This is a genomic window from Aminobacter carboxidus, from assembly GCF_014863355.1.
In the GTDB taxonomy this organism is placed as follows: Bacteria; Pseudomonadota; Alphaproteobacteria; order Rhizobiales; family Rhizobiaceae; genus Aminobacter; species Aminobacter carboxidus.
In genome coordinates, this window is record NZ_JACZEP010000007.1 from 1 (window position 1) to 20,529 (window position 20,529).

At 61.8% G+C, this 20,529-nt stretch carries 22 protein-coding genes and 1 pseudogene; 9 read left to right on the top strand and 14 right to left on the bottom strand.

Translation table 11 applies throughout. The annotated features are described in order from the left end of the window. The 4 genes and pseudogenes from IHE39_RS20365 to IHE39_RS20380 all read left to right on the top strand — a co-directional run. The coding region (locus IHE39_RS20365) for an integrase core domain-containing protein (protein ID WP_192567772.1) at positions 1-158 on the top strand (158 nt) is incomplete at its 5' end. 154 nt (positions 159-312) lie between these two features. Continuing rightward, entirely contained in the window at positions 313-528 is a 216-nt protein-coding gene (locus tag IHE39_RS30745) for a GNAT family N-acetyltransferase (protein WP_343070116.1), read from the top strand. Between the two features lie 299 nt (positions 529-827). Further along, positions 828-1,082: pseudogene (locus IHE39_RS20375) on the top strand (cysteine hydrolase family protein); the annotation flags it as partial. Positions 1,083-1,499: 417 nt separating this feature from the next. After that, positions 1,500-2,132, top strand: a complete 633-nt coding sequence (locus IHE39_RS20380; protein WP_192567773.1) for a hypothetical protein — start codon at positions 1,500-1,502, stop codon at positions 2,130-2,132. Between the two features lie 698 nt (positions 2,133-2,830). Here IHE39_RS20380 and IHE39_RS20385 read toward each other — a convergent pair. The 6 genes from IHE39_RS20385 to IHE39_RS20410 form a co-directional block, all read right to left on the bottom strand. Then, the gene (locus tag IHE39_RS20385; protein WP_184767399.1) at positions 2,831-3,304 is read right to left on the bottom strand and encodes a YbaN family protein; all 474 of its coding nucleotides are present in this window, start codon (positions 3,302-3,304) and stop codon (positions 2,831-2,833) included. Between the two features lie 32 nt (positions 3,305-3,336). Then, positions 3,337-4,479: an alpha-hydroxy acid oxidase gene (locus tag IHE39_RS20390; protein WP_192567774.1), complete on the bottom strand. Its 1,143-nt coding sequence runs from the start codon at positions 4,477-4,479 to the stop codon at positions 3,337-3,339. A gap of 123 nt (positions 4,480-4,602) precedes the next feature. Continuing rightward, positions 4,603-4,956, bottom strand: coding sequence for a glyoxalase superfamily protein (locus IHE39_RS20395; RefSeq protein WP_192567775.1), 354 nt, complete (start codon positions 4,954-4,956; stop codon positions 4,603-4,605). 68 nt (positions 4,957-5,024) lie between these two features. Beyond that, on the bottom strand, positions 5,025-5,822 hold the full coding sequence (locus IHE39_RS20400; protein WP_192567776.1) for an FAD binding domain-containing protein: 798 nt from the start codon (positions 5,820-5,822) through the stop codon (positions 5,025-5,027). A gap of 12 nt (positions 5,823-5,834) precedes the next feature. Further along, positions 5,835-8,186: a xanthine dehydrogenase family protein molybdopterin-binding subunit gene (locus IHE39_RS20405; RefSeq protein WP_192567777.1), complete on the bottom strand. Its 2,352-nt coding sequence runs from the start codon at positions 8,184-8,186 to the stop codon at positions 5,835-5,837. A gap of 124 nt (positions 8,187-8,310) precedes the next feature. Further along, entirely contained in the window at positions 8,311-8,811 is a 501-nt protein-coding gene (locus IHE39_RS20410; protein WP_184767394.1) for a (2Fe-2S)-binding protein, read from the bottom strand. 272 nt (positions 8,812-9,083) lie between these two features. Here IHE39_RS20410 and IHE39_RS20415 point away from each other — a divergent pair, with 272 nt between their 5' ends. Further along, on the top strand, positions 9,084-9,773 hold the full coding sequence (locus IHE39_RS20415; RefSeq protein WP_192567778.1) for a fumarylacetoacetate hydrolase family protein: 690 nt from the start codon (positions 9,084-9,086) through the stop codon (positions 9,771-9,773). 22 nt (positions 9,774-9,795) lie between these two features. Here IHE39_RS20415 and IHE39_RS20420 read toward each other — a convergent pair whose 3' ends face one another. From IHE39_RS20420 to IHE39_RS20435, 4 genes are all read right to left on the bottom strand, one after another. Further along, the gene (locus tag IHE39_RS20420; RefSeq protein WP_312880711.1) at positions 9,796-10,281 is read right to left on the bottom strand and encodes a MaoC family dehydratase; all 486 of its coding nucleotides are present in this window, start codon (positions 10,279-10,281) and stop codon (positions 9,796-9,798) included. An 87-nt stretch (positions 10,282-10,368) separates the two neighbouring features. Then, entirely contained in the window at positions 10,369-11,877 is a 1,509-nt protein-coding gene (locus tag IHE39_RS20425) for a helicase HerA domain-containing protein (RefSeq protein ID WP_192567779.1), read from the bottom strand. 221 nt (positions 11,878-12,098) lie between these two features. After that, a complete protein-coding gene (locus IHE39_RS20430; RefSeq protein WP_184767391.1) occupies positions 12,099-12,530 on the bottom strand; it encodes a phasin family protein in 432 nt (143 codons plus the stop codon). 70 nt (positions 12,531-12,600) lie between these two features. Next, positions 12,601-13,908 (bottom strand): DUF445 domain-containing protein, encoded by a 1,308-nt coding sequence (locus IHE39_RS20435; protein WP_192567780.1) that lies wholly within the window; start codon positions 13,906-13,908, stop codon positions 12,601-12,603. A gap of 272 nt (positions 13,909-14,180) precedes the next feature. Between IHE39_RS20435 and IHE39_RS20440 the strand changes: the two genes are divergently transcribed. The 3 genes from IHE39_RS20440 to IHE39_RS20450 are packed head-to-tail and all read left to right on the top strand — an operon-like array spanning position 14,181 to position 16,365. Next, the gene (locus IHE39_RS20440; RefSeq protein WP_192567781.1) at positions 14,181-14,507 is read left to right on the top strand and encodes a hypothetical protein; all 327 of its coding nucleotides are present in this window, start codon (positions 14,181-14,183) and stop codon (positions 14,505-14,507) included. A 44-nt stretch (positions 14,508-14,551) separates the two neighbouring features. After that, a complete protein-coding gene (locus IHE39_RS20445) occupies positions 14,552-15,163 on the top strand; it encodes a TetR/AcrR family transcriptional regulator (protein ID WP_192567782.1) in 612 nt (203 codons plus the stop codon). A 53-nt stretch (positions 15,164-15,216) separates the two neighbouring features. Continuing rightward, entirely contained in the window at positions 15,217-16,365 is a 1,149-nt protein-coding gene (locus tag IHE39_RS20450) for a glycoside hydrolase family 113 protein (protein ID WP_192567783.1), read from the top strand. 64 nt (positions 16,366-16,429) lie between these two features. Here IHE39_RS20450 and IHE39_RS20455 read toward each other — a convergent pair whose 3' ends face one another. Continuing rightward, positions 16,430-16,996, bottom strand: coding sequence for a GNAT family N-acetyltransferase (locus IHE39_RS20455; protein ID WP_184767386.1), 567 nt, complete (start codon positions 16,994-16,996; stop codon positions 16,430-16,432). A gap of 231 nt (positions 16,997-17,227) precedes the next feature. On the opposite strand from IHE39_RS20455, the gene rirA reads away from it, so the two are divergent. Next, on the top strand, positions 17,228-17,689 hold the full coding sequence (gene rirA, locus IHE39_RS20460) for an iron-responsive transcriptional regulator RirA (protein ID WP_184767385.1): 462 nt from the start codon (positions 17,228-17,230) through the stop codon (positions 17,687-17,689). A gap of 6 nt (positions 17,690-17,695) precedes the next feature. Here rirA and IHE39_RS20465 read toward each other — a convergent pair whose 3' ends face one another. Genes IHE39_RS20465 through IHE39_RS20475 form a run of 3 tightly spaced genes read right to left on the bottom strand, consistent with a single transcriptional unit; the run spans position 17,696 to position 20,529 of the window. Then, entirely contained in the window at positions 17,696-18,487 is a 792-nt protein-coding gene (locus IHE39_RS20465; protein ID WP_192567784.1) for a heme ABC transporter ATP-binding protein, read from the bottom strand. 22 nt (positions 18,488-18,509) lie between these two features. After that, positions 18,510-19,619: a FecCD family ABC transporter permease gene (locus tag IHE39_RS20470; RefSeq protein WP_184767383.1), complete on the bottom strand. Its 1,110-nt coding sequence runs from the start codon at positions 19,617-19,619 to the stop codon at positions 18,510-18,512. A 10-nt stretch (positions 19,620-19,629) separates the two neighbouring features. After that, positions 19,630-20,529 (bottom strand): heme/hemin ABC transporter substrate-binding protein, encoded by a 900-nt coding sequence (locus IHE39_RS20475; protein ID WP_434781328.1) that lies wholly within the window; start codon positions 20,527-20,529, stop codon positions 19,630-19,632.

Sequence of the window (20,529 nt, forward strand, 5' to 3'; positions counted from 1 at the left end):
GCGAATGGGCCTATGCCAGGCCATACGCCTCATCGAACGAACGCGCCAAAGCCATTCACCACTGGGCAGCAAACTACAACCTAACGCGCCCACACTCTGCACTCGGCGGCATCAGCCCGTTCCAAAGGCTGAACAACCTTCTTGGAAACGACATCTAGCGCCCCATTGGTGCGTCCGTCATTCTGGACGCTCACCCATTGGGGGTACGCACCGTGCTTTCAACAGGGAACTAAATGAGGGGTTTCAGGTATGACCGACCAAGTCGTCGACAACCAGGCGCACCACCGCTTCGAACTCACCGTTGATGATTAGGTGGCCGTTGCCTACTACCGGATCGAAAACGGCAAGGTCGTCCTAGTCCACACCGAAGTGCCACAACACCTGTCTGGACAGGGCATTGGTACGAAGCTGGCCAAAGGGGTTTTCGAGGCTATTCGCGCCAGCGAGCGGAGGGTAATTGCAAAGTGTCCGTTCATGGCGATGTTCGCAAGCCGCCATCCCGAATATGCTGCCATGCTGGACGGTTGACGCCAGCACAGGCCGACTTTGAACCGCTGCATGGAGCATCGCCGGAGTCACGGCGTAATGCCGGGTCTTGCGTCTCATGCTGACTTTGCCCAGTGATCTGATACAATCATTCGATGCCCGAGCAAATGAGCTCAATCGTTCCGTTATCGCCACCACGCTAAGTCCGAGCGGCGAATGAAAGGACGGAAATGGCCAGCGAACCTATTCGTGATCCGGTCAGCGATCATCTTCTGACGCCTCAGAATTCTGCATTCGTCATCATCGACTATCAGCCGGTCTAGGTGAATTCTATAGCCTCCATGGACCGGCAACTCTTGGTCAACAACATCGTTGGGGCGTCCAAGGCGGCGGTCGCCTATGGCTTGCCGATCATTCATTCAACGGTGAATGTTAAGAGCGGCCTCAACAAGCCGCCGATACCGCAGCTCCGCAAGGTTCTCGACTTCCTGCCCACCTATGATCGAACGACGATCAACGCATGGGAGGATTTCGAGTTTCGCCAGGCGGTTGAGCAGAGTGGGCGCAAGAAACTGATCATGACCGCGTTGTGGACCGCCAGGCTGCCTTGGGGCAAGCCGGACTGTTGATCGGCCGTGATCGGCTACTCCGACTTGATGGCCCGGCCATGAAGGACAATCCCATCGAACTTGACGATTTTGCCCGTGCCTTTGCAGAGCGCCAGCCATGGCGGAGAAAATCGTCGACGACAGCGAGGAAAGACTCGCCGCATTTCATACGCCGCGGCTGGCCGATGAAGCATATTACGGACCGCGAGTTAAAATCCCACAAGTTTAGAAACGACTTCTGCGACGGCCATAGCAGCAAAAAGCATGCGCGAAGCAGAAAGTTTGAAAGGATTTCACGAACTCCAGCCAACAATTCCACAACACAAATCATGATACGGTGGGGAAATTGGTCCTTGATTTTTTTGAATCTCTAAGCTTCCGATAGGTCCTGCACGAGGCCGCGTCATGCTCACCGATAGCCAGTACATTCTCGAAAGCATCAAGCAGGGATGCACGACGCTTAGCGATGACGAGTTCGTCATCGACAGGCTGGTAAAGTATTTCGGTAACGGGAGGATTCGGTGGCACGTCGAATTCCGTGGGCATCGCATCGAACTGACGACGGGCCAGATCAAGAAGCAGCCTACCTTCCGAAGGAAGATACTCGAACAGGCTGGTGTGCTGCCGCCCCAGCGTGCCGGGGCCAACTACCGGCGATGGGCTATCGACCTGAGGAAGAATGCCATCGAGCTTCCTTGGCGGGACAGGCCGGTCGATGCCGGTTTCGCCATTGATAGGCTCGCCAGCCATGGGGATGGGCGCTGGACGGTTGAATACCAAGGCAAGGCGATCAAGTTCACGACGACCAAACTTCGCAGGCAAGTCAGTTTCCGCAAACGCATGCTGGCCAAGGCCAAGGTGCTGCCGCCCCAACTGGACCCGGCTGCCTATCGGAAATGGGTGGACTGGCTCATTCAAAACGCCACCGAGGCTGCACCGCAGACCGAGGATGCCTCGATGACAGAGAAAAGCTGGCTTGATGATCTACCAGAGCTAGCCGGCTGGCAAAATGAAGCACCGCCCCAAGCGACCAGCTAGGGCGGCAGTTTCCAAAACAGAAGCAATTGAGCCAAAGGGGGCAGCGGACGGTGTCTGCTCTATGCAAGTACGATCCGCTCAGATCGATATGTCCTGGGTTTCGCCGTTGCTTCGTTTCATTGTTCCTTCGGAACTTCGCCGGGAGATGCACCGCAGCACAACAGTGCCGGTCAAATTCATTCGAGCATTTGACCGTAAATCTGTCTGATCCTGGCTCGAATCCAGGTTCCCTAGGCACACTGGACGCCGCGGCAGATAAACAGGAACGGATATCATGGCGACCAACCGCGTTGGAGAGGTCACAGCCTTCGGCAGCAGTGCGCCCAAAAAGGGCTGTCGGCGGGTCCCTCGCGGGAACGAAAAAAGAAGAGAAGCAGAACTTTCGCGTGCAATTTTTGCACACGAACACTCATAACTAACTGATATTATTTATCTATCTTCCCTATCCATCATCGGTGCAACCGCTAGCTTGTAGTCGTGATATCCAGCCATTTTCCGACATCGAAGATGTGATTGCTGCGGCGCGTTCCGTCACCCAGCATTGCAGCGTGAGCCAAGCATATAGGCAAGGATCTTGTGCCTCATATCGACGACATCGGCTGAAATCGCAAGGTCTGGCACCAATGCGCACGCCAGCCAGCACGGCCCAGCTACGCCAGCGGCCGGCTCAAGTCAGTGATGTTCAACCAACAAAGCTCTCAAACATCTTCGTTCTGCCTGGCCGTCGGGCGCACCTCGTCGGCGCCTTCAGCATCGCCGGCGGCATCAGTCTGTTCGGGTCGTGTGGTGACATAGATGGCCACCACTGCAACGAATGCGGCGACCGCGACAGCCAGCAATGGCTCCGGCTTAGCGCCAACGAAAAACAGGCCATAGCCCGAAGCCATGCCCAGGCCGGCCAGGATCTTCGCCTTGCGCGGGACGGCGCCATATTGCCGCCAGGCCCGCAAGGTTGGGCCGAAGCTAGGATGATTGAGCATCCACGCCTCGATGCGCGGCGACGATCGCCCGAAACACCACGCCGCCAGGATCAGGAAGATCGTCGTCGGCATGACTGGCACGAATGCGCCGATGACACCGAGGGCGAGCATGAGCACGCCGAGCGCGACGAGCCCGACGCGTTTCGCCTTGAATGCCGCCTTGCCGGTGGCACGGTGAAACAACGGCTTCATTCAGCCAGCTCCAATGGCAGCTTGGCGACGGTTCAGCGCCGGGCGATGATGCGGCTGTCAACGTCGTTGATGTCGCGCAAGCCGCAGAAGGCCATGGTGATGTCGAGCTCCTTGCGGATGATGTCGAGGCAAGCGGTTACCCCCGCTTCCCCGCCGGCGCCGAGGCCATAGAGGAACGAACGGCCGATGAACACGCCCTTGGCGCCGAGCGCCACGGCCTTGAGCACGTCCTGGCCGGAGCGGATGCCGCCATCCATCAGCACTTCGATGCGGTCGCCGACAGCGTCGACAATGGCAGGCAGCGCCGAGATCGACGAGATCGCGCCGTCGAGCTGGCGGCCGCCATGGTTGGAGACGATCAAAGCATCGGCGCCGCTTGCCGCTGCCTTCTCCGCGTCTTCCGGGTCGAGAATGCCCTTGAGGATCAGCTTGCCGCCCCACTGATCCTTGATCCACTTGACGTCGTCCCAGCTCAGCGCCGGATCGAACTGTTCGGCTGTCCATGACGACAGCGAGCGCAGGTCGGTGACGCCCTTGGCGTGGCCGGCGATGTTGCGGAAGGTGCGCCGGTTGGTGCGCAGCATGTTGAGGCACCACCGCGGCTTGGTCGCCAGGTTGATGATGTTGGGGATCGTCATGCGCGGCGGCGTCGACAGGCCGTTGATGACGTCCTTGTGGCGCTGGCCGAGAATCTGCAGGTCGAGCGTCAGCACCAGTGCCGAGCATTTCGCCGCCTTGGCGCGCTGGATCAGCCGCGAGACGAAATCGCGGTCCTTCATGACATAGAGCTGGAACCAGAATGGCTTGCTGGTGTTTTCGGCGATGTCTTCGATCGAGCAGATGCTCATCGTCGACAGCGTGAACGGAATGCCTGCCTTTTCCGCCGCCCGCGCGCCATGGATCTCGCCATCGGCATGCTGCATGCCGGTGAGTCCCGTCGGTGCGATCGCCACCGGCATCGATACCGTCTCGCCGGCCATCGTGGTCTTGAGTGTACGGTTGCGCAGGTCGACGGCGACGCGCTGGCGCAGCTTGATCGGCACGAAGTCGCTTTCGTTCTCGCGATAGGTGCTCTCGGTCCAGGAACCGGAATCGCAATAGTCGTAGAACATGCGCGGCACGCGGCGCTTGGCGATTGCGCGAAGATCGGCGATCGAAGTTATCGGACGCGCCATTCCACTAAGCTCCAGAATGCTGATGTTGATGCGACGACATGCGCGCGGCATGTAAGCCGCCTTCGCGACCGATGCCAAGGGCTGACCGGCAAGATGTCTATCCGAAAATCGCAGACTTTCGTTCTATGTCGCGTGCTCGAGGATGTTGATGATGTTGCCGAACGGATCGCGGACGAAAAACCGCCTCACGCCCCAAGGCTCGTCGGCGAGATCATAGACAATCGCATAACGCGAAGTCTTCACCCTGTCATAAAGCTCATCGACATTGTCGACCTCGATCGAAAGCACCGGTACCGGCGTAGCCGATCCACCCTCGCTGGCCACGCCGAGTTGCGGTGTCATCGCACCACCGGTGCCGAAGGTCAGGATCCAGCCGTGATCCATGAGGACGTCAAGCCCAAGCAATTCGCCGTAGAATGCTTTTGCCGCCGTCGGGTCGGCTGCGTGGAGATTGGCGACGATGCGACGAACGGCCATGTCCTGTTTCCTTTCTGACATCAAAAGGGGCCCGAAGGCCCCCCTTGGCACCTTGCGTTTGTTTGCGGTCAGGCGTTGGCGGCGGCAACCGCGCGCTTGGCCATCACCACCACCAGATTGGCACGATATTCGGGCGTGGCGTGGATGTCGCCCATCAGACTGCCTGACGGAACCGTCACGCCTTCCAGCGCCGATGCCTCGAACTTCTTGGTCAGTGCCGCCTCGATCTCCTTGGAGCGGAACACGCCGTCGTCGCCTGCCCCGGTGACCGCCGCGCGCACGCCATCCTTGCCCTTCGTCACGAATACGCCGGTCATCGCATACCGCGACGCCGGGTTGGGGAACTTGGCGTAACCCGACTTGGCCGGCGCAGTGAAGGTGACAGCGGTGACGATCTCGTCGTCCTTGAGTGCTGTTTCGAACAGGCCCTTGAAGAACTTGTCAGCGGCGATCTGGCGCTTGTTGGTGACGACAGTCGCGCCCAGCGCCAGCAGCGCCGAGGGATAGTCGGCGGCCGGATCGTTGTTGGCGACCGAGCCACCGATGGTACCGCGATGCCTAACCGCGGGATCACCGATGTGGCTGGCGAGATGCGACAGCGCGGGACAGACTTTCTTCAGCTTCTCGTCGTTGGCGACATCGAAATGCGTCGTCGCAGCACCAATGGTGATGCTCTTGCCCGAGACCTTGATGCCCTTGAGGTCGGCAATATGGTTCAGGTCGACGAGATCCGACGGTGCCGCAAGTCGGGTCTTCATGGCGGGAATGAGCGTCATGCCACCCGAGAGGTACTTGGCGTCACCGCTCTTGATCTTCTTGGCGGCATCCGCGACCGAGGTGGCGCGATGATAGTTGACGGAATACATGGTGCGTCCTCCTCAGTGTTTCGCGCCGGCGCGCAGTGCGGCCCAAACCTTGCCCGGCGTCGCCGGCATGGTCAGGTTGTCATGGCCGAGCGCATCGGTGATGGCGTTGATGACCGCCGGCGGCGAACCGATGGCGCCGGCCTCGCCGCACCCCTTGATGCCAAGCGGATTGCTCGGACAAGGCGTATTCGACGTCGAGACCTGGAATGACGGCAGATCGTCGGCACGCGGCATGGTGTAGTCCATGTAGCTTGCCGTCAAAAGCTGACCGCTGGCGTCATAGACGGCGCCTTCCAGTAACGCCTGGCCAACGCCTTGCGCGATACCGCCATGCACTTGCCCCTCGACGATCATCGGGTTGATGATGTTGCCGAAGTCATCGGCGGCGACGAACTGGATGATATCGGTCTTGCCGGTGTCGGGATCGATTTCGACCTCGCAGATGTAGCATCCGGCCGGGAAGGTGAAGTTGGACGGATCGTAGAACGCCGTCTCCTTCAGGCCGGGCTCCATGCCTTGCGGCAGGTTGTGCGCGGTATAGGCGGCGAGCGCCATCTGGAACCACGGCACGTTCTTGTCGGTACCGGCAACCTTGAGCTGGCCGTTTTCGATGACGATGTCACCTTCGTCGGCTTCAAGCAGGTGGGCGGCGATCTTCTTGGCCTTGGCCTCGACCTTGTCGAGCGCCTTGACGATCGCCGACATGCCGACGGCACCCGAGCGCGAGCCATAGGTGCCCATGCCCATCTGCACCTTGTCGGTGTCGCCATGGACGATCGAGACGCTGTCCAGCGGCACTCCGAAGCGTGAGTTGACCAGCTGGGCGAAGGTCGTCTCATGCCCCTGGCCATGGCTGTGCGAGCCGGTCAGCACCTCGATCGTGCCCACCGCATTGACCCGCACCTCGGCGGACTCCCACAAACCGACACCAGCGCCGAGCGAACCCACCGCCGCCGACGGCGCAATGCCGCAGGCCTCGATGTAGCAGCTCATGCCGATGCCGCGCAGTTTGCCCTTCTTGGCCGCAGCCGTCTTGCGCTTGGCAAAGCCGGCATAATCGGCCTGCTTCATCGCCGCATCGAGCGACGCGCCATAATTGCCGGCGTCGTAGCACATGATGACAGGCGTCTGGTGCGGGAACTGGGTGATGAAATTCGTCCGCCGCAGTTCGGCGGGCGAAACGCCAAGCTCACGCGCGGCGATCTCCATCGTGCGCTCGAGCACGAAGGTCGCCTCCGGCCGCCCGGCGCCGCGATAGGCGTCGACCGGTGCGGTGTTGGTGTAGACGGTGCGCACATTGCCGTAGATCGCCGGGATGTTGTACTGGCCCGACAGCAGCGTGGCGTAAAGATAGGTCGGCGTCGCCGAGGAAAACAGCGACATGTAGGCGCCGAGATTGGCGATGGTGTCGACCTTCAGCCCGACGATCTTGTTGTTCTTGTCAAAACCCATCTCGACCGTGGTGTGGTGATCGCGGCCATGCGCATCGGTCAGGAAGCTCTCGGTGCGGTCGGCCACCCATTTGACCGGCACGCCGGTCCGCTTGGAGGCCCACAGGCAGACGATTTCCTCGGGATAGATGTAGATCTTTGAGCCGAAGCCGCCGCCGACATCAGGGGCGATGACGCGCAGCTTGTTTTCCGGCGCGACGTTGTAGAACGCGCTCATCACCAGCCGTGCGACATGCGGGTTCTGCGAGGTCGTCCAGCAGGTGTAGTGATCCTCGGCCTTGTCGTAGTGGCCAAGTGCTGCGCGCGGCTCCATCGCATTGGGCACCAGCCGGTTGTTGACGATGTTGAGGCGCGTGACGTGGGCGGCGGATTTGAGCGCCGCGTCGGTGGCGGCGGCGTCGCCAATGCCCCAGTCGAAGATCAGATTGCCATCTGCTTCAGGATGGAGCTGCGGCGCGCCCTTGCCCAAAGCGTCGACCGCGTCAGCGACCGACTTGCGTTCCTTGTAGGTGATCTCGACTGCTTCCGCCGCATCGCGCGCCTGGCCCTTGGTATCGGCGACCACCACGACGACGGCGTCGCCGACATAGCGCACCCGGTCGACCGCCAGCGGCGACCACGCGCCCATCTTCATCGGCGAACCATCCTTGGAATGGATCATCCAGCCGCAGATCAAGTTGCCGATGCCGTCAGCCTTGAGCTGCCTGCCGGTGAGCACGCCGATGACACCTGGCATGGCCTCCGCCTTCTTGGTGTCGATCTTCTTGATGTCGGCGTGCGCGTGCGGGCTGCGCACGAATGCCGCGTGTTTCATACCTGGAACGACCATGTCGTCGACATAGCGCCCGGCGCCGGTGATGAATCTCTTGTCTTCTTTGCGCGCAACCCGCGCGCCGATGCCTTCGATTCCCATCTGAGTTCCTCCCGAACCTGAAAAAGCGAATAGCGAATAGTGAGTAGTGCATAGCGAATGGAGAAAGCGGTGACGGCGGCAGCGGCAAAGCCCCTACTCGCTACTCACTACTCGCTCCTTCCAATCACGCCGCCTTTTTCGCCTTGCTCTTGGACGCCTTCGACATCGTTTTCGAAGCGGCGAGGATCGCCTTGACGATGTTGTGGTAGCCGGTGCAGCGGCAGATGTTGCCTTCGAGTTCCGCGCGCACGGTGGTTTCGTCGAGCCCTTCGGGATGCCTGCGGATCATGTCGGTCGCGGTCATGATCATGCCCGGCGTGCAGAAGCCGCACTGCAGGCCATGATGTTCCTTGAATGCCGCCTGGACGGGATGAAGGTCAGCACCATTGGCAAGGCCTTCGATGGTGGTAACGGTCGAACCCGATGCCTGAATGGCGAGCATCGTGCAGGACTTGGTGGCCTTGCCGTCGACATGGACAACACAGGCGCCGCATTGCGACGTGTCGCAACCGACATGCGTTCCGGTCAAACCCAAATGCTCGCGCAGGAAATGAACGAGCAGCGTACGGTCCTCCACCGCGCCGCTGACCTTTCGGCCATTCACGACCAAAGATACCTCCGACATGAAACCTCCCATGTTGCCGCGACCGGCTAGGTAGACCCCGCACCAGTCAGGTGAGCAAATCCTATCTGTGCCAATGCCGGCTGCAAGCGCCTTTTTGGATCCAGACACGCAATGCGTGCATGCCAGGGCAGAAAAGACGCCAGATCGGAGCCGCTTCGACTTCCGTCATCTTGCCGCGAGCGAGCAACGGCCGCCGCCTCATCGTTGATTGCAAGTGGAATGCGCGCGCAGATCGTGCCAAAAGCCGTCATCACGTTTGCGGGAGGCACTGCTTGGTCAACTTCGTCATCGCTCCGCCCGAGCCGGCTTCGGTCGCCGTTTCCGGCTCGTCCGAACGGTTTCCTGTACGACGCATCTTCTGTGTCGGCCGCAACTACGCGGCGCATGCCCGCGAGATGGGCAAGGATCCCGACCGCGAGCCGCCGTTCTTCTTCGGCAAGCCAGCCGATTGCGTGGTCGACAGCGGCGCAACCATCCCCTACCCGCCACTGACAAGCGACCTGCATCACGAGATCGAACTTGTCGTTGCCATAGGCCGAGGTGGTTCCAACATCGCGACAGAAAATGCGCTGGACCATGTCTGGGGCTACGGCGTCGGCATCGACCTGACCCGCCGCGACCTGCAGGATGCCGCCAAGAAGCTGGGCCGCCCCTGGGACTGGGGCAAGGGGTTCGACCAATCGGCGCCATGTGGGCCGCTCGTCCGCGTGTCCGAGATCGGCCACCCGGCCAAAGGACGTGTCTGGCTTGCCGTCAACGGGGAGACCAGGCAGCAAGGCGACCTCTCGGAACTGATCTGGTCGATCCCCGAAGTGATCGCCATCTGCAGCGAATCCATGGAACTGAAGGCCGGCGACCTGATCTACACCGGCACGCCGGCGGGCGTCGGCGCCGTGAAGCCGGGCGACCGCATATCAGGCGGTGTCGCCGGCGTGGGCGAGATCGAGATTTCGATCGCGTAACTGACAGGAAAATGGCGGCGGCTCAGGCAGTCGCCTTCTTGCGCTTCTCGTAGAGCATGACCAGCGTTTCGGCGACGAGTGCTGGCTTGTCCTCGCCTTCGATCTCGATGGTGTTTTCGGCCTTGAGCAGGTACTGCCCCGGGCCCTTGTCGTCCATCGACATCAGCACGGTGCGCATGCGCACTCGCGAACCGACCTTCACCGGCGAGACGAAACGCACCTTGTCGAGCCCATAATTGAAGGCGGCAAGCGTGTTGTCGGGCACCACGCCGATCTCCTGGACCAGCGCACCGATCAACGACAAGGTCAAAAAGCCATGTGCAACGGTGGTGCGAAAAGGGCTGCGCCGCTTCGCCCTTTCAGGATCGACGTGGATCCACTGGCGGTCGCCGGTGCAATCGGCAAAAGCGTCGATGCGGGTCTGGTCGACGAGAACCCAATCCGAAACGCCGAGTTCCTGCCCGATCTTCTGGCGCAATTCCTCATAGGTCTCGATAGGTTTGCACACGCTTCCTCTCCGACGTCAGCTGGCCAAGTGCTGCGTTGGGGACCATAAACGAGGCGCGCTTGTCAACCTCCAAGCGCATCGGAGACGCTACTCCGCAGCTTCGCGCTCAGGCAGATCGTCGATTCTCTCGGGGTCGCCGGGCGCTGTTTCGCAGCCGAGTTCGGGGAATGCCACCGAGCGTTTGCCGTGAAAATCGGTGCGTACGACGACCAGCCCCTGCTCCTCGAAATAGGTAAGCAGCCGTCGTGCCCGGCGCGCCGAATGACTGCCATAGGCATGCGCGATGGCAGCGTCCGATGGGCAAGGCGCCCCCTTTACCGCTGCCTGCGCAACGATCAGAAACACCGCCTGCAGATCCTCTGGAAGCGCCACCGACATGCCAAGCGCCTGCTGCCAGGTGTCGCTCGACGCCGTTTCGTCGTCGATGCCTGACCGTGCCACAGCGTAGCGGCGGCGGAAGGAGGAAAGCGGCGGCGGCTCACCCTGCAGGCGCTTGATGCGGCAACGCACAAGAAAATCCTGGTAGAGCACGGCATCGGTGCGGAACGCCGCGTCGGGATCTTCGACCATCTCACGCACGATGGTGTCGATCAGGGCCTCACGCTCGGCTTCGTCGAACAGCGGGAAAATCGGCTCGGCGACGGGCGCGGACGCTTCGGCGCGCACCTGTGAAAGCTGGGCGATGATGTCGGCCGTGGGCGTCGGCGTCGGCGGCACCACGCGCCGGACTGTCTGGCGCGTTTCCAGCGGGGCCGGTGCGAAGATCAACTCGCGCGTATCGTCATTGGCATCAGGCAGTGGCATCAGCTTGGGGCTGACCGAACGCGCCGACGTTTCCACCGGACCAATAGCGACAGGCAGCGGCCGTCGCGACATGGCCGGTCCTAACGCAATGAAGTTGCCACGCGCCAGATCGCGGAACATTTCGGCCTGGCGGCGCTCCATGCCGAGCAGATCGGCGGCACGCGCCATGTCGATGTCGAGGAAGGTGCGGCCCATCAGGAAGTTGGACGCCTCGGCGGCGACGTTCTTGGCAAGCTTGGCCAGGCGCTGGGTGGCGATGACGCCGGCCAGGCCGCGCTTGCGGCCGCGGCACATCAGGTTGGTCATCGCGCCAAGCGAGATTTTCCGCGCCTCGTCGGAGACCTCACCGGCGATGGCCGGCGCAAACAGCTGCGCCTCGTCGACGACGACCAGAACCGGGTACCAGAAATCGCGCTCGGCATCGAACATGCCGTTCAGGAAGGCCGCGGCACCGCGCATCTGCTGCTCGACATCGAGCCCTTCGAGGTTGAGCACGACCGAAACGCGATGCTGGCGGATGCGGCCGGCGATGCGGGTCAGTTCGGCCTCGGTGCGCTGGGCATCGACCACGACGTGTCCGAACTTGTCGGCGAGCGTGACGAAATCACCCTCGGGATCGATGACGCACTGCTGCACCCACGGCGCGCTCTGTTCGAGCAGGCGGCGCAACAGATGCGACTTTCCCGAACCCGAATTGCCTTGAACCAGCAAACGGGTCGCCAACAGTTCTTCGAGATCAAGCTGAGCCTTCGCCCCGCCGGACGCCGCTCCCATCTCGATGCCTACCTTCATCCTCTACCCCAGTTGAACCCTGCTGCGCCGGTCCGCGAATCTGTGTCGATTCGCGGAAGGCACAATACCCGGATTCAAAGTGTTAAAGCGTCTTTGTGCGCCCGGACGGACGTAACGCGCTCCGATGGTGATCGGCCTTCAATAGCATCCGACGACGGGCAATGCGCGAACGCTCTCGCGAAACCCACAAGAGAGCTGAGGTCAGGGCCGAGCCGGGACGGCTACTTCTTCTTGTCGTAGCTGTCGCGAATTTCGTCCATCGATGCGCGGATGCGCTCGCGCAGGATTTCGACCGACTCCGTACCCGACTTGCGTACGATCTCGGCGACCTCGCCAGCGTTCTTCAGCGCGGCTTCAAAGGAGCGCTTGGCAAAGTCTGCCTGCTTGCCGAGCAGCTCCTGCGGATTACCCGGCGCGCGGATTCCTTGTGCCGCCTCGGTGATTTCGTGCAGCGCGCTCTGGATCATTTCACGCTGCTTGGCGACAAGCGAGGAAGCACCGGCAGCGCTCGCCTTGACCGATTTTTCCAGCGCTTCGAGGTTTTTGCGGTGATGGCTGACAATGTCGTCGACATCGACCGCAGGCATCTTCAGATCGCGGCCGAACTTCGAAAACATGTCCAGAAAGGATTCCGCTTCCGGCTTCTTCGCCATGACTTGCTCCCGTTTGGCTCCGAGGCACTCCCGGAGGTACAAGACCAGAATAGAGCAGCAGTGGTGAGGGTCAATTCGCGAGCAACAGCAACTCGGCGGAATAAAGCACGAGGCCGGCAAGGCCGCCGATCAGCATGCCGTTGAACCGGATGTATTGCAGGTCGCGGCCGATGTTGATCTCGATCAGCCGGGTCAGCTGGCCGAGGTCCCAGCGCCTGACCTGCTCGGATATGAAACTTGACACGCCGCTCTTCTGGCTTTCGACGAACGAGGCGAGTGCTACGACGAAACCTGCATTCATGTCGGCGCGGATATGCGGATCACGCGCCAGGTTCTGGCCGACCTCGATGAACAGGCTGGTCAGGTGCTTCCGCGTCATGGATTGAGGCGATGCGACGTCCTGTTCGATGAAGCCGCGCATGCTTTTCCAGACATCCTGCGCCAGCCCCCGCAGTTCGGGGCGAGCGAGGAAGTTGCGCTTTAGCTCCTCGGCGCGCCGGGCATAATCAGGCGAGTGACGAAGCTGCTCGATAAAGCCGTGGACGAATTGGTCGAATTCGCCGCGCAGCGGATGGTCGGGATCGGCCTTAACCTCTTCAAGCAAAGTGGCTGCGGATGCGACGATGCGCTTGAGCAGGTAGGCATCGGCACGAAACAGGTTGAACACCGACGGTAGTTCTTCCCTGATCTTCTCGCGCAGCACAGCCAGCGCCTGCTCATCACTCAGGAAGTTGCCGATGATCTTGGTGAACTCGTCGAGCAGGCGCTGATGTCGGCGATCTTCGGTAAAGGCCGACAGCAACTCCGCCGCCAAAGGCGCGACCTCAACCTTGCCGATACGATCCAGCATCCGGCGCGTCGCAAACTCGCGCAGGCCGGAGCCTTCGATCGCCTGCAGCATCTGCGGCACCAGTCGACCGACAAACAGCGACAGCCCCTCCGCCCTGCTGCGGTCCGACAGCCAGTCAGCGACGAGGGCCGCGAAATCCACCTCCTTGAGCTTCTGCCGCACCGGCTCGGGCGCCAGGAAGTTGGCTTCGATGAAATGGCCGAGGTTGTCGGCGATCCTGTTTTGGTTGGACGGAATGATCGCCGTATGCGGGATCGGCAGGCCAAGCGGCCGCTTGAACAGCGCCACCACCGCATACCAGTCGGCCAGACCACCGATTGTCGCTGCCTCGGCGAAGGCGGCAACGAACCCAAGCCATGGCCAGCGCCCTTGCAGCGACTTGGCAATGGCAAACACCGCGACACAGGCTACCAGCGCGCCGGTTGCGATGAACTTTGTCCGCCGCAATGCCAACAGTTTGGCAGCTTCATCGGAGTTCAGAGCGCGGGCGGCTGTCGGCACGGCGGCGTTCCCGTTTGCTGCAACCATTCCAGGTCCATCCTTGCTCATTTTCCGCCCTCGCCTGCCGCTTCAGGGTCGACACGACAAACATGCCTCATGCCGGTCAGATATCGAGACGGCGCGGCGGATTACAACCCTTCCGACAAATCAGCAGCCGTCATCTTGAATAAACAGAGTGCGCGGTCTATTATTAATCAATGCGCCCGAAACCGATTGCCCGACGATCCAACGCCATCCGCCTCAAGACCAGGCTGGCGGCTTTTGCCCGGCGGCGCCCAAGGCTTTACGCATCGCGTCACGTGATCCTGGCAACAGCAGAGGTGCTGGCCGGCATTTTGGGCGTTGGTGCGATTTTCGCTTTCCTGATCCCCAACATCGACTGGTCGTGGATCCCCTGGCCAAGCCTGGATCTGTCATGGCTGCGCGACCTCTGGCCGGATTGGCTGACGCTGCGCTGGCTTTGGCCCTCCTGGTTGCATTTCAACCTGCCGGACTGGCTAAGACAGGTGCTTGCCTGCATGAAGTGGGTCGTTCCGATTGTGGTGGCGATTGCCGTCAGCTTCAATGAAGTCAGGCGCCGGCGACTCAGGAAGATTTCCCGGCAGGAGCAGCCACAGGATGAATGAACCGATGGACCAGAGCATCTGCGCATCGCTGGTGGAGCCTGCCCATGCGCACGGTTGACCCTGCCAAGCACGAGGCCAGGCGCCGGCATATCCTCGCTGCGGCCGCCGAGTGCTTTGCCACCAAGGGATTTCAAAGCACGCGCACCGCCGACATCTGCGCGGCCGCGGGCATGAGCTCCGGCAACCTGTTTCACTACTTCCCCTCCAAGCAGGCAATCTTCACGGCGATCTTCGAACAGGACGGTCGCGACAATGCCGCCCTGCTCGAGCAGGCAGCTAAGGCCGACGATGCTCTCGAGGCATTGCTGGGCTTCGCCGATTTTATGGTCGCGCAGACGGAGTACCCGCATCTGGCGGGCTTGATGCTCGAGGTCATCGCCAATGCCAAGCGCGATGCCGAATTCGCCGCCCTTCTCGACCGCAACGACCGCGAAAACCGCGACGGCGTGACAATGTTGTTGAAACGAGCGGCAGAGGCCGGCCAGATCGACCCGACGCTTGATCCGGTCGCAGCCGCCAACTGGATCCTGGTGCTGATCGAAGGTGCGTTCGTCCGGGCCTCTGCCGACGCCGGCTTCCAGCCCTCCAAGGACAAGGCCAGCTTGCGGCGCATCATCACGCGCTTCCTGGCACCCGGAGCCGACGCCCCACGCTGAACGAATGCCGATCAGGGATCGGCGACACAAGCTGAACGCTGATGGAGATGAAAATGGCGAACGAAACCGTTCCGGCCAAAAGGACAGCTGCGTCCGGACGCCGACAGATCATCAAGAGCGGAGCGGCGATCGCTGCCGGCCTGGCGCTGACCTCCGTCCGCGTTGGGCGGGCCAGCGCAGTTGAGACCACGCGCAAGCACCTTCGCCTGCGCGGCATCGATTACGACACGGGCACCAATTACGGGTCGGGACAACTGTCGCGGCAGATCTGGAACCGGGCCGTGGTGCACGAGGACATGCGTGTCATCCGCGACCAGTTGCACTGCAACGCAATCAGCATTTCGGGCACCAACATCCAGCGGCTCGAGCAGGCGGCGACCGCCGCTTTCAGCCAGGGACTGCAGGTCTGGATGCAGCCGCGCCTGTTCGATGCCACCAAGCAAGAGATGCTGACCTATCTCGGTGAGGTCGCAACGACTGCCGAGTCACTGCGGCAAGGCCGCGGACAACTCGTTCTCAATGTCGGTTGCGAACTTTCGATGTTCACGCAAGGCTTCATCGAAGGTAGCAACTTCCAGCAGCGCATGGCGACGCTTTATGCCTCACCGGTTCCGCTTTTCCCTGAGGTCAACAAGGCGCTTGCCGAGCACCTTGGGCAAGCGAGTGAAATTGCCCGCAAGCACTTCAAAGGCGAGATTACCTACAGCCCGATCCCTTGGGAGAACGTCGATTGGAAGTTGTTCGACATCGTGTCGGCCAACTACTACCGCGACGCCGACAACCGCTCGACCTATGTCGAGGGCCTCCGCAAGCTGCGGCGCCATGGCAAGCCCGTGGTCATCACCGAATTCGGTTGCTGCACCTTTGAAGGTGCCGAACAGCGCGGCGGAATGGGGTTCGATATCATCGACTACGAACAGGACCCGCCGCGGGTTCGGCAAGGCTATGTCAGGAGCGAGCAAACCCAGGCGGCCGAGATCGCCGACCTGCTACGCATCTACGAGGAAGAAGGGATCGACGGCGCCTTCGTCTACCAGTTCCTGTCGGAGGGCGAAGTGCATTCGTCAGATCCGCACTATGACCTCGACATGGCGAGCCACGCCATCGTCAAATGCCAAGGCATCGATCTCGCCAGAGGCACGATCCGCTGGCAGCCAAAGCTGGCCTTCCACGAGATCGCAAGGATCTACGGGAAATCGTGATCAGGCTCCTCTATCCGCCAGAATGTAGCGAAGCGGGCGCTGCTACACCACGCCGAGGCATGCTTCAGGCGGCAATGGCCTTGCCGGTGCCACGCCTGCCGAGGTCGGCGGGTGCGCGCCAATCGGCATCGAGGCTGGCCTCGCCGGCCAGGTCGATGACGCCGTTGGTTTCGCCCTGCTGAAAGCTGAGCTTGGCATCGAAGCGGCGTGCCAAGGCCTTCATGGCGCTGTTGTTGGAGTGTGTCGTCACCTGCAGCCTGAGGTAGCCGAGCCCCCTCGCCTGGGCGACGAGGCGCTGAAACAGCCGTCCGCCGATGCCGCGGTTCTGGATCTCGTGCTCGACGCTGAAGGCGATCTCGGCCGTCGGCTCGCTCTCTTCGGCGCGTTCGTGCAGTTCGGCGGCGGCAAGCACCTTGTCGCCTTCGACGTAGCCGATGACGGTAGCGCCTTCGTGGAAGCTGCGTTCGGCATAGGCTTCGAGAAAGCCGTCATGCGTCAGCCCATTGAAGCGGTCGCGCCGGCTCTGATCGTCAAGTCGCAGCAGATGTTCGGCAAAGCGGGGCAGATCGGACGGCCGCAATTGACGGATTACGCCCGTCAATGGCCGATGTGTATGTATGATCTGTTCCATGTCGTAGTCCTCATGGGTTCCTCCCCAGAGTCTTCGACTCCCGACAAAGCGCATATTGTGCAGCGCAGCATCAAAATCAACTGTTTGACCTATACGTAAATGTAAGGGCTGGTGTGCGTCGGAAATATGACTAATGATGTCATATATTTTCGAAACCCTGTCTGGAATTATTCTAAGGTATGAGCCATATTAGCGGGACTCGCGGATTCAACGCAGGGCAAGGAACACGCAATGCGCCTCACACGCCAGACCAACTACGCCATGCGCATCCTGATGTATTGCGCAGCGAATGAAGGACGGCTGAGCCGCGTCCCTGAAATCGCCGCTGCCTACACGGTGTCGGAACTGTTCCTGTTCAAGATCCTGCAGCCCTTGGTCGAAGCCAAGCTGGTCGAGACTGTGCGAGGTCGCAACGGCGGCGTACGCCTTGCCAAGCCGGCTGACCAGATCTCGCTTTTCGACGTCGTGCGCGTCACCGAAGAGAGCTTCGCCATGGCCGAATGCTTCGAGAACGACGCGGCTGAGTGCCCGCTGGTCGATAGCTGCGGCCTGAATGCGGCGCTGCGCGAAGCTTTGAACGCCTTCTTTGAGGTGCTTGGGCGCTACTCGATCGCCGACCTTGTCGCGGCTCGACCAAACATGCGCGATCTGCTCGGCATCCACTTCCCCGAACAGCACGCCTTGGCCGGCTGACGCCGGTCAGGCGACAGCCGACTGCGGCAGCACGAACGGGATATTTGCCTGCGGCACAGCCCCCACGCGCAGCCGGCAGCCGAATACCTTTTCGATCAGACTGTCGGTGAGCACGGCTTGCGGAGCACCAGCTGCCGCCAGCTTGCCGCGATACATGACGCAGATCTGGTCGGCATACATCGCAGTCAGGTTGAGGTCGTGCAGGATCGCGACGACACCGCCACCGCGCCGCGCGAAATCGCGGGCGATGTCCATGATGATCAGCTGGTGCTTGATATCGAGGCTCGATACCGGCTCGTCGAGGAACAGATAGCGTGGCTGCCCATCCAGCACCGGCGCCCAGACCTGGCATAGCACCCGAGCCAGCTGCACACGCTGCTGCTCGCCACCCGACAACTCCTGATAGAAGCGCCCTGCAAAGCCCTCGAGATCGACTCGGGCCAGTGCGCGTTCCGGCAGGCGGTCGCCCTCGCCTGCCAATGCGCCGGAGCGGCCACCCGTCACGCCAAGCTTGACGATCTCGCGCACCGTGAACGGGAATGACAGGGCTGTCGACTGCGGCAGCACGGCCCGGATGCTCGCCGCTTCCCACGGCTTGAGCTTAGCAGTGTCGCGGCCATTGAGCGATATCTTGCCCGAAAAGGCGAGCTCGCCCGTCAGCGCCCTCAGGAAGGTCGTCTTGCCGGAACCATTGGGTCCGACGATCGCTGCCAGTTCGCCTGGACGCACGGTGAAATCCACATCGCTGACGATGCGCGTGCTGCCGATCGACACCGAGACTTGGCGTGCTTCGATCATATGTACCTCACAGTTCGCCGCATCAAAGATCGACGACGCCGCGCTTGCGCAGCAATATCCACAGGAAGAATGGGCCACCGACGGCCGCCGTGACGATACCGATCGGCAGCTCCGCAGGTGCCACGATGGTGCGGCTGACCGCATCCGCCAGAAGCAACAGGCATGCCCCCAGCAGCGCCGACGCCGGCAGCAGGTAGCGGTTGTCGGGTCCGATCGCCAGGCGCAGCAGGTGTGGTACGACGATGCCGACAAAGCCGATGCCGCCACTGACGGCCACCGAGGCGCCGATCGCCGCCGAAACCGCAACGATCGCCACATATTTCAACCGCTGCACCGGAACGCCGAGATGACTTGCCGTCGCCTCGCCCAAGGCAAGTGCATTCAGCCCCTTGGCCATGAAAGGTGTCGTCGCCAGCGCCAGGATGATGATCGGCCCGGCACCTGCAATCTTGAGCCAGGTGGCGCCGGCGAGCGAGCCGAGTTGCCAGAAGGTCAGGTCGCGCAACTGCCTGTCGTCGGCGATGTAGACGAGCACACCAGTCAAAGCCATGGCCATCGCGCCCAGCGCGATGCCGGCCAAAAGCATGGTGGCGATCGATGTCCGCCCCTGACGGGTTGCAACGTTGTAGAGGATGATGGTGGTGAGCAGGCCACCGCCGAATGCTGCGAACGGCAGCGCGTAAGTACCAAGCAAAGCCGTGAACGGCGCAAGCACCGTGGCACCCAGCACGATCACCGAGACAGCACCTAGTCCTGCGCCGGCCGACACGCCGACCAGGCCCGGATCGGCCAGTGGATTTCGGAACAGGCCCTGCATGACCGCGCCTGAAACGGCGAGCGCCGCCCCCACTAGCATGCCCAGCACGATGCGTGGCAGGCGAATGTCGTAGACGATGACGCTATCGCGCATCGACAGCGCCTCGTCACCCGGCGTCGCACCAAACAGCCAACTGCGAACGAGACCCAGCGCCGAGGCGTCCGATGCCCCCCAGGTCAGGCTGAACAGCGCGGTTGCGGCCAGAGCCACGGCGAGCACGCCGATGACCAGCAAGGCACGGCCGGAGCGGTCGCCGACGGCATGGCGACCTTGCTCCTGCACGCCGGCATCACCGGCGATTGTTTCATCCACCACTGTCCCGGCCTTATTTCTTGACCGCGTCGCCATAGAACGCCATGGCGAGATCCTTAATCGCCGCCGCCGTGCGCGGGCCGAAGCCGAGCAGATAGGCGCCGTCCATGCGGATCACGCGCTTGGCCTGGCCGGCCGGTGTGGAGGCAATGGCCGGATGGGCAAACAGGTCGGCATCCGGAACCGCGGTACCACCGCCGCGATCCATCATCAGGATCACATCGGGCTTTGCCGTGATCGCCGCCTCGTCGGTCAGTTGCTTGTATCCGGGATAGCCTTCGACCGCGTTGACACCACCGGCAAGCGCGATGATGCCATCGGCGGCCGTATGGTTGCCGGAAGCCAGGATCTTGCCGCCCTGCATGCTCAGGATGAACAGCACGCGCTTGCGCTCGCCCTGCGGAATATACTTGGTCAGCGCCTCGGCGTCGGACAACTGCTTGCCGACATCGGCGGCGAGTGCCTCGGCCTTGGCATCGGCGCCGAGCGCCTTGCCGACGATGCGGATCTTCTGGAGGATGCCGTCGTGGCTGAAGCCTTCCGGCACCTGGATATAGGGAACGCTGGCCTTCTTGAGGACGTCGATGGCTTCCTTCGGCCCACTGCCTTCGAGCGCCAGAATGCCAGTCGGATTGACCGACAAAACGCCCTCGGGCGACAGCGCCCGCATGTAGCCCACGTCGGGAAGCTTGAAGACGGCTTCCGGATAGACGCTGGTCGAATCACGGGCAACGAGTGCCCCTTCTTCGCCAAGCGCATAGACGATTTCGGTGATCGAGCCGCCGACGGAGGCGACGCGCGTACGATCAGGCAGAACCGTGGCTCCCTCGACCGCCAGGCTGGCTGTCCCAGACGCAAGCAGAACCGACAGGCCTAGTGCGGCTGAGCGAAGCAGCCGTTGGGGTGTCGACAT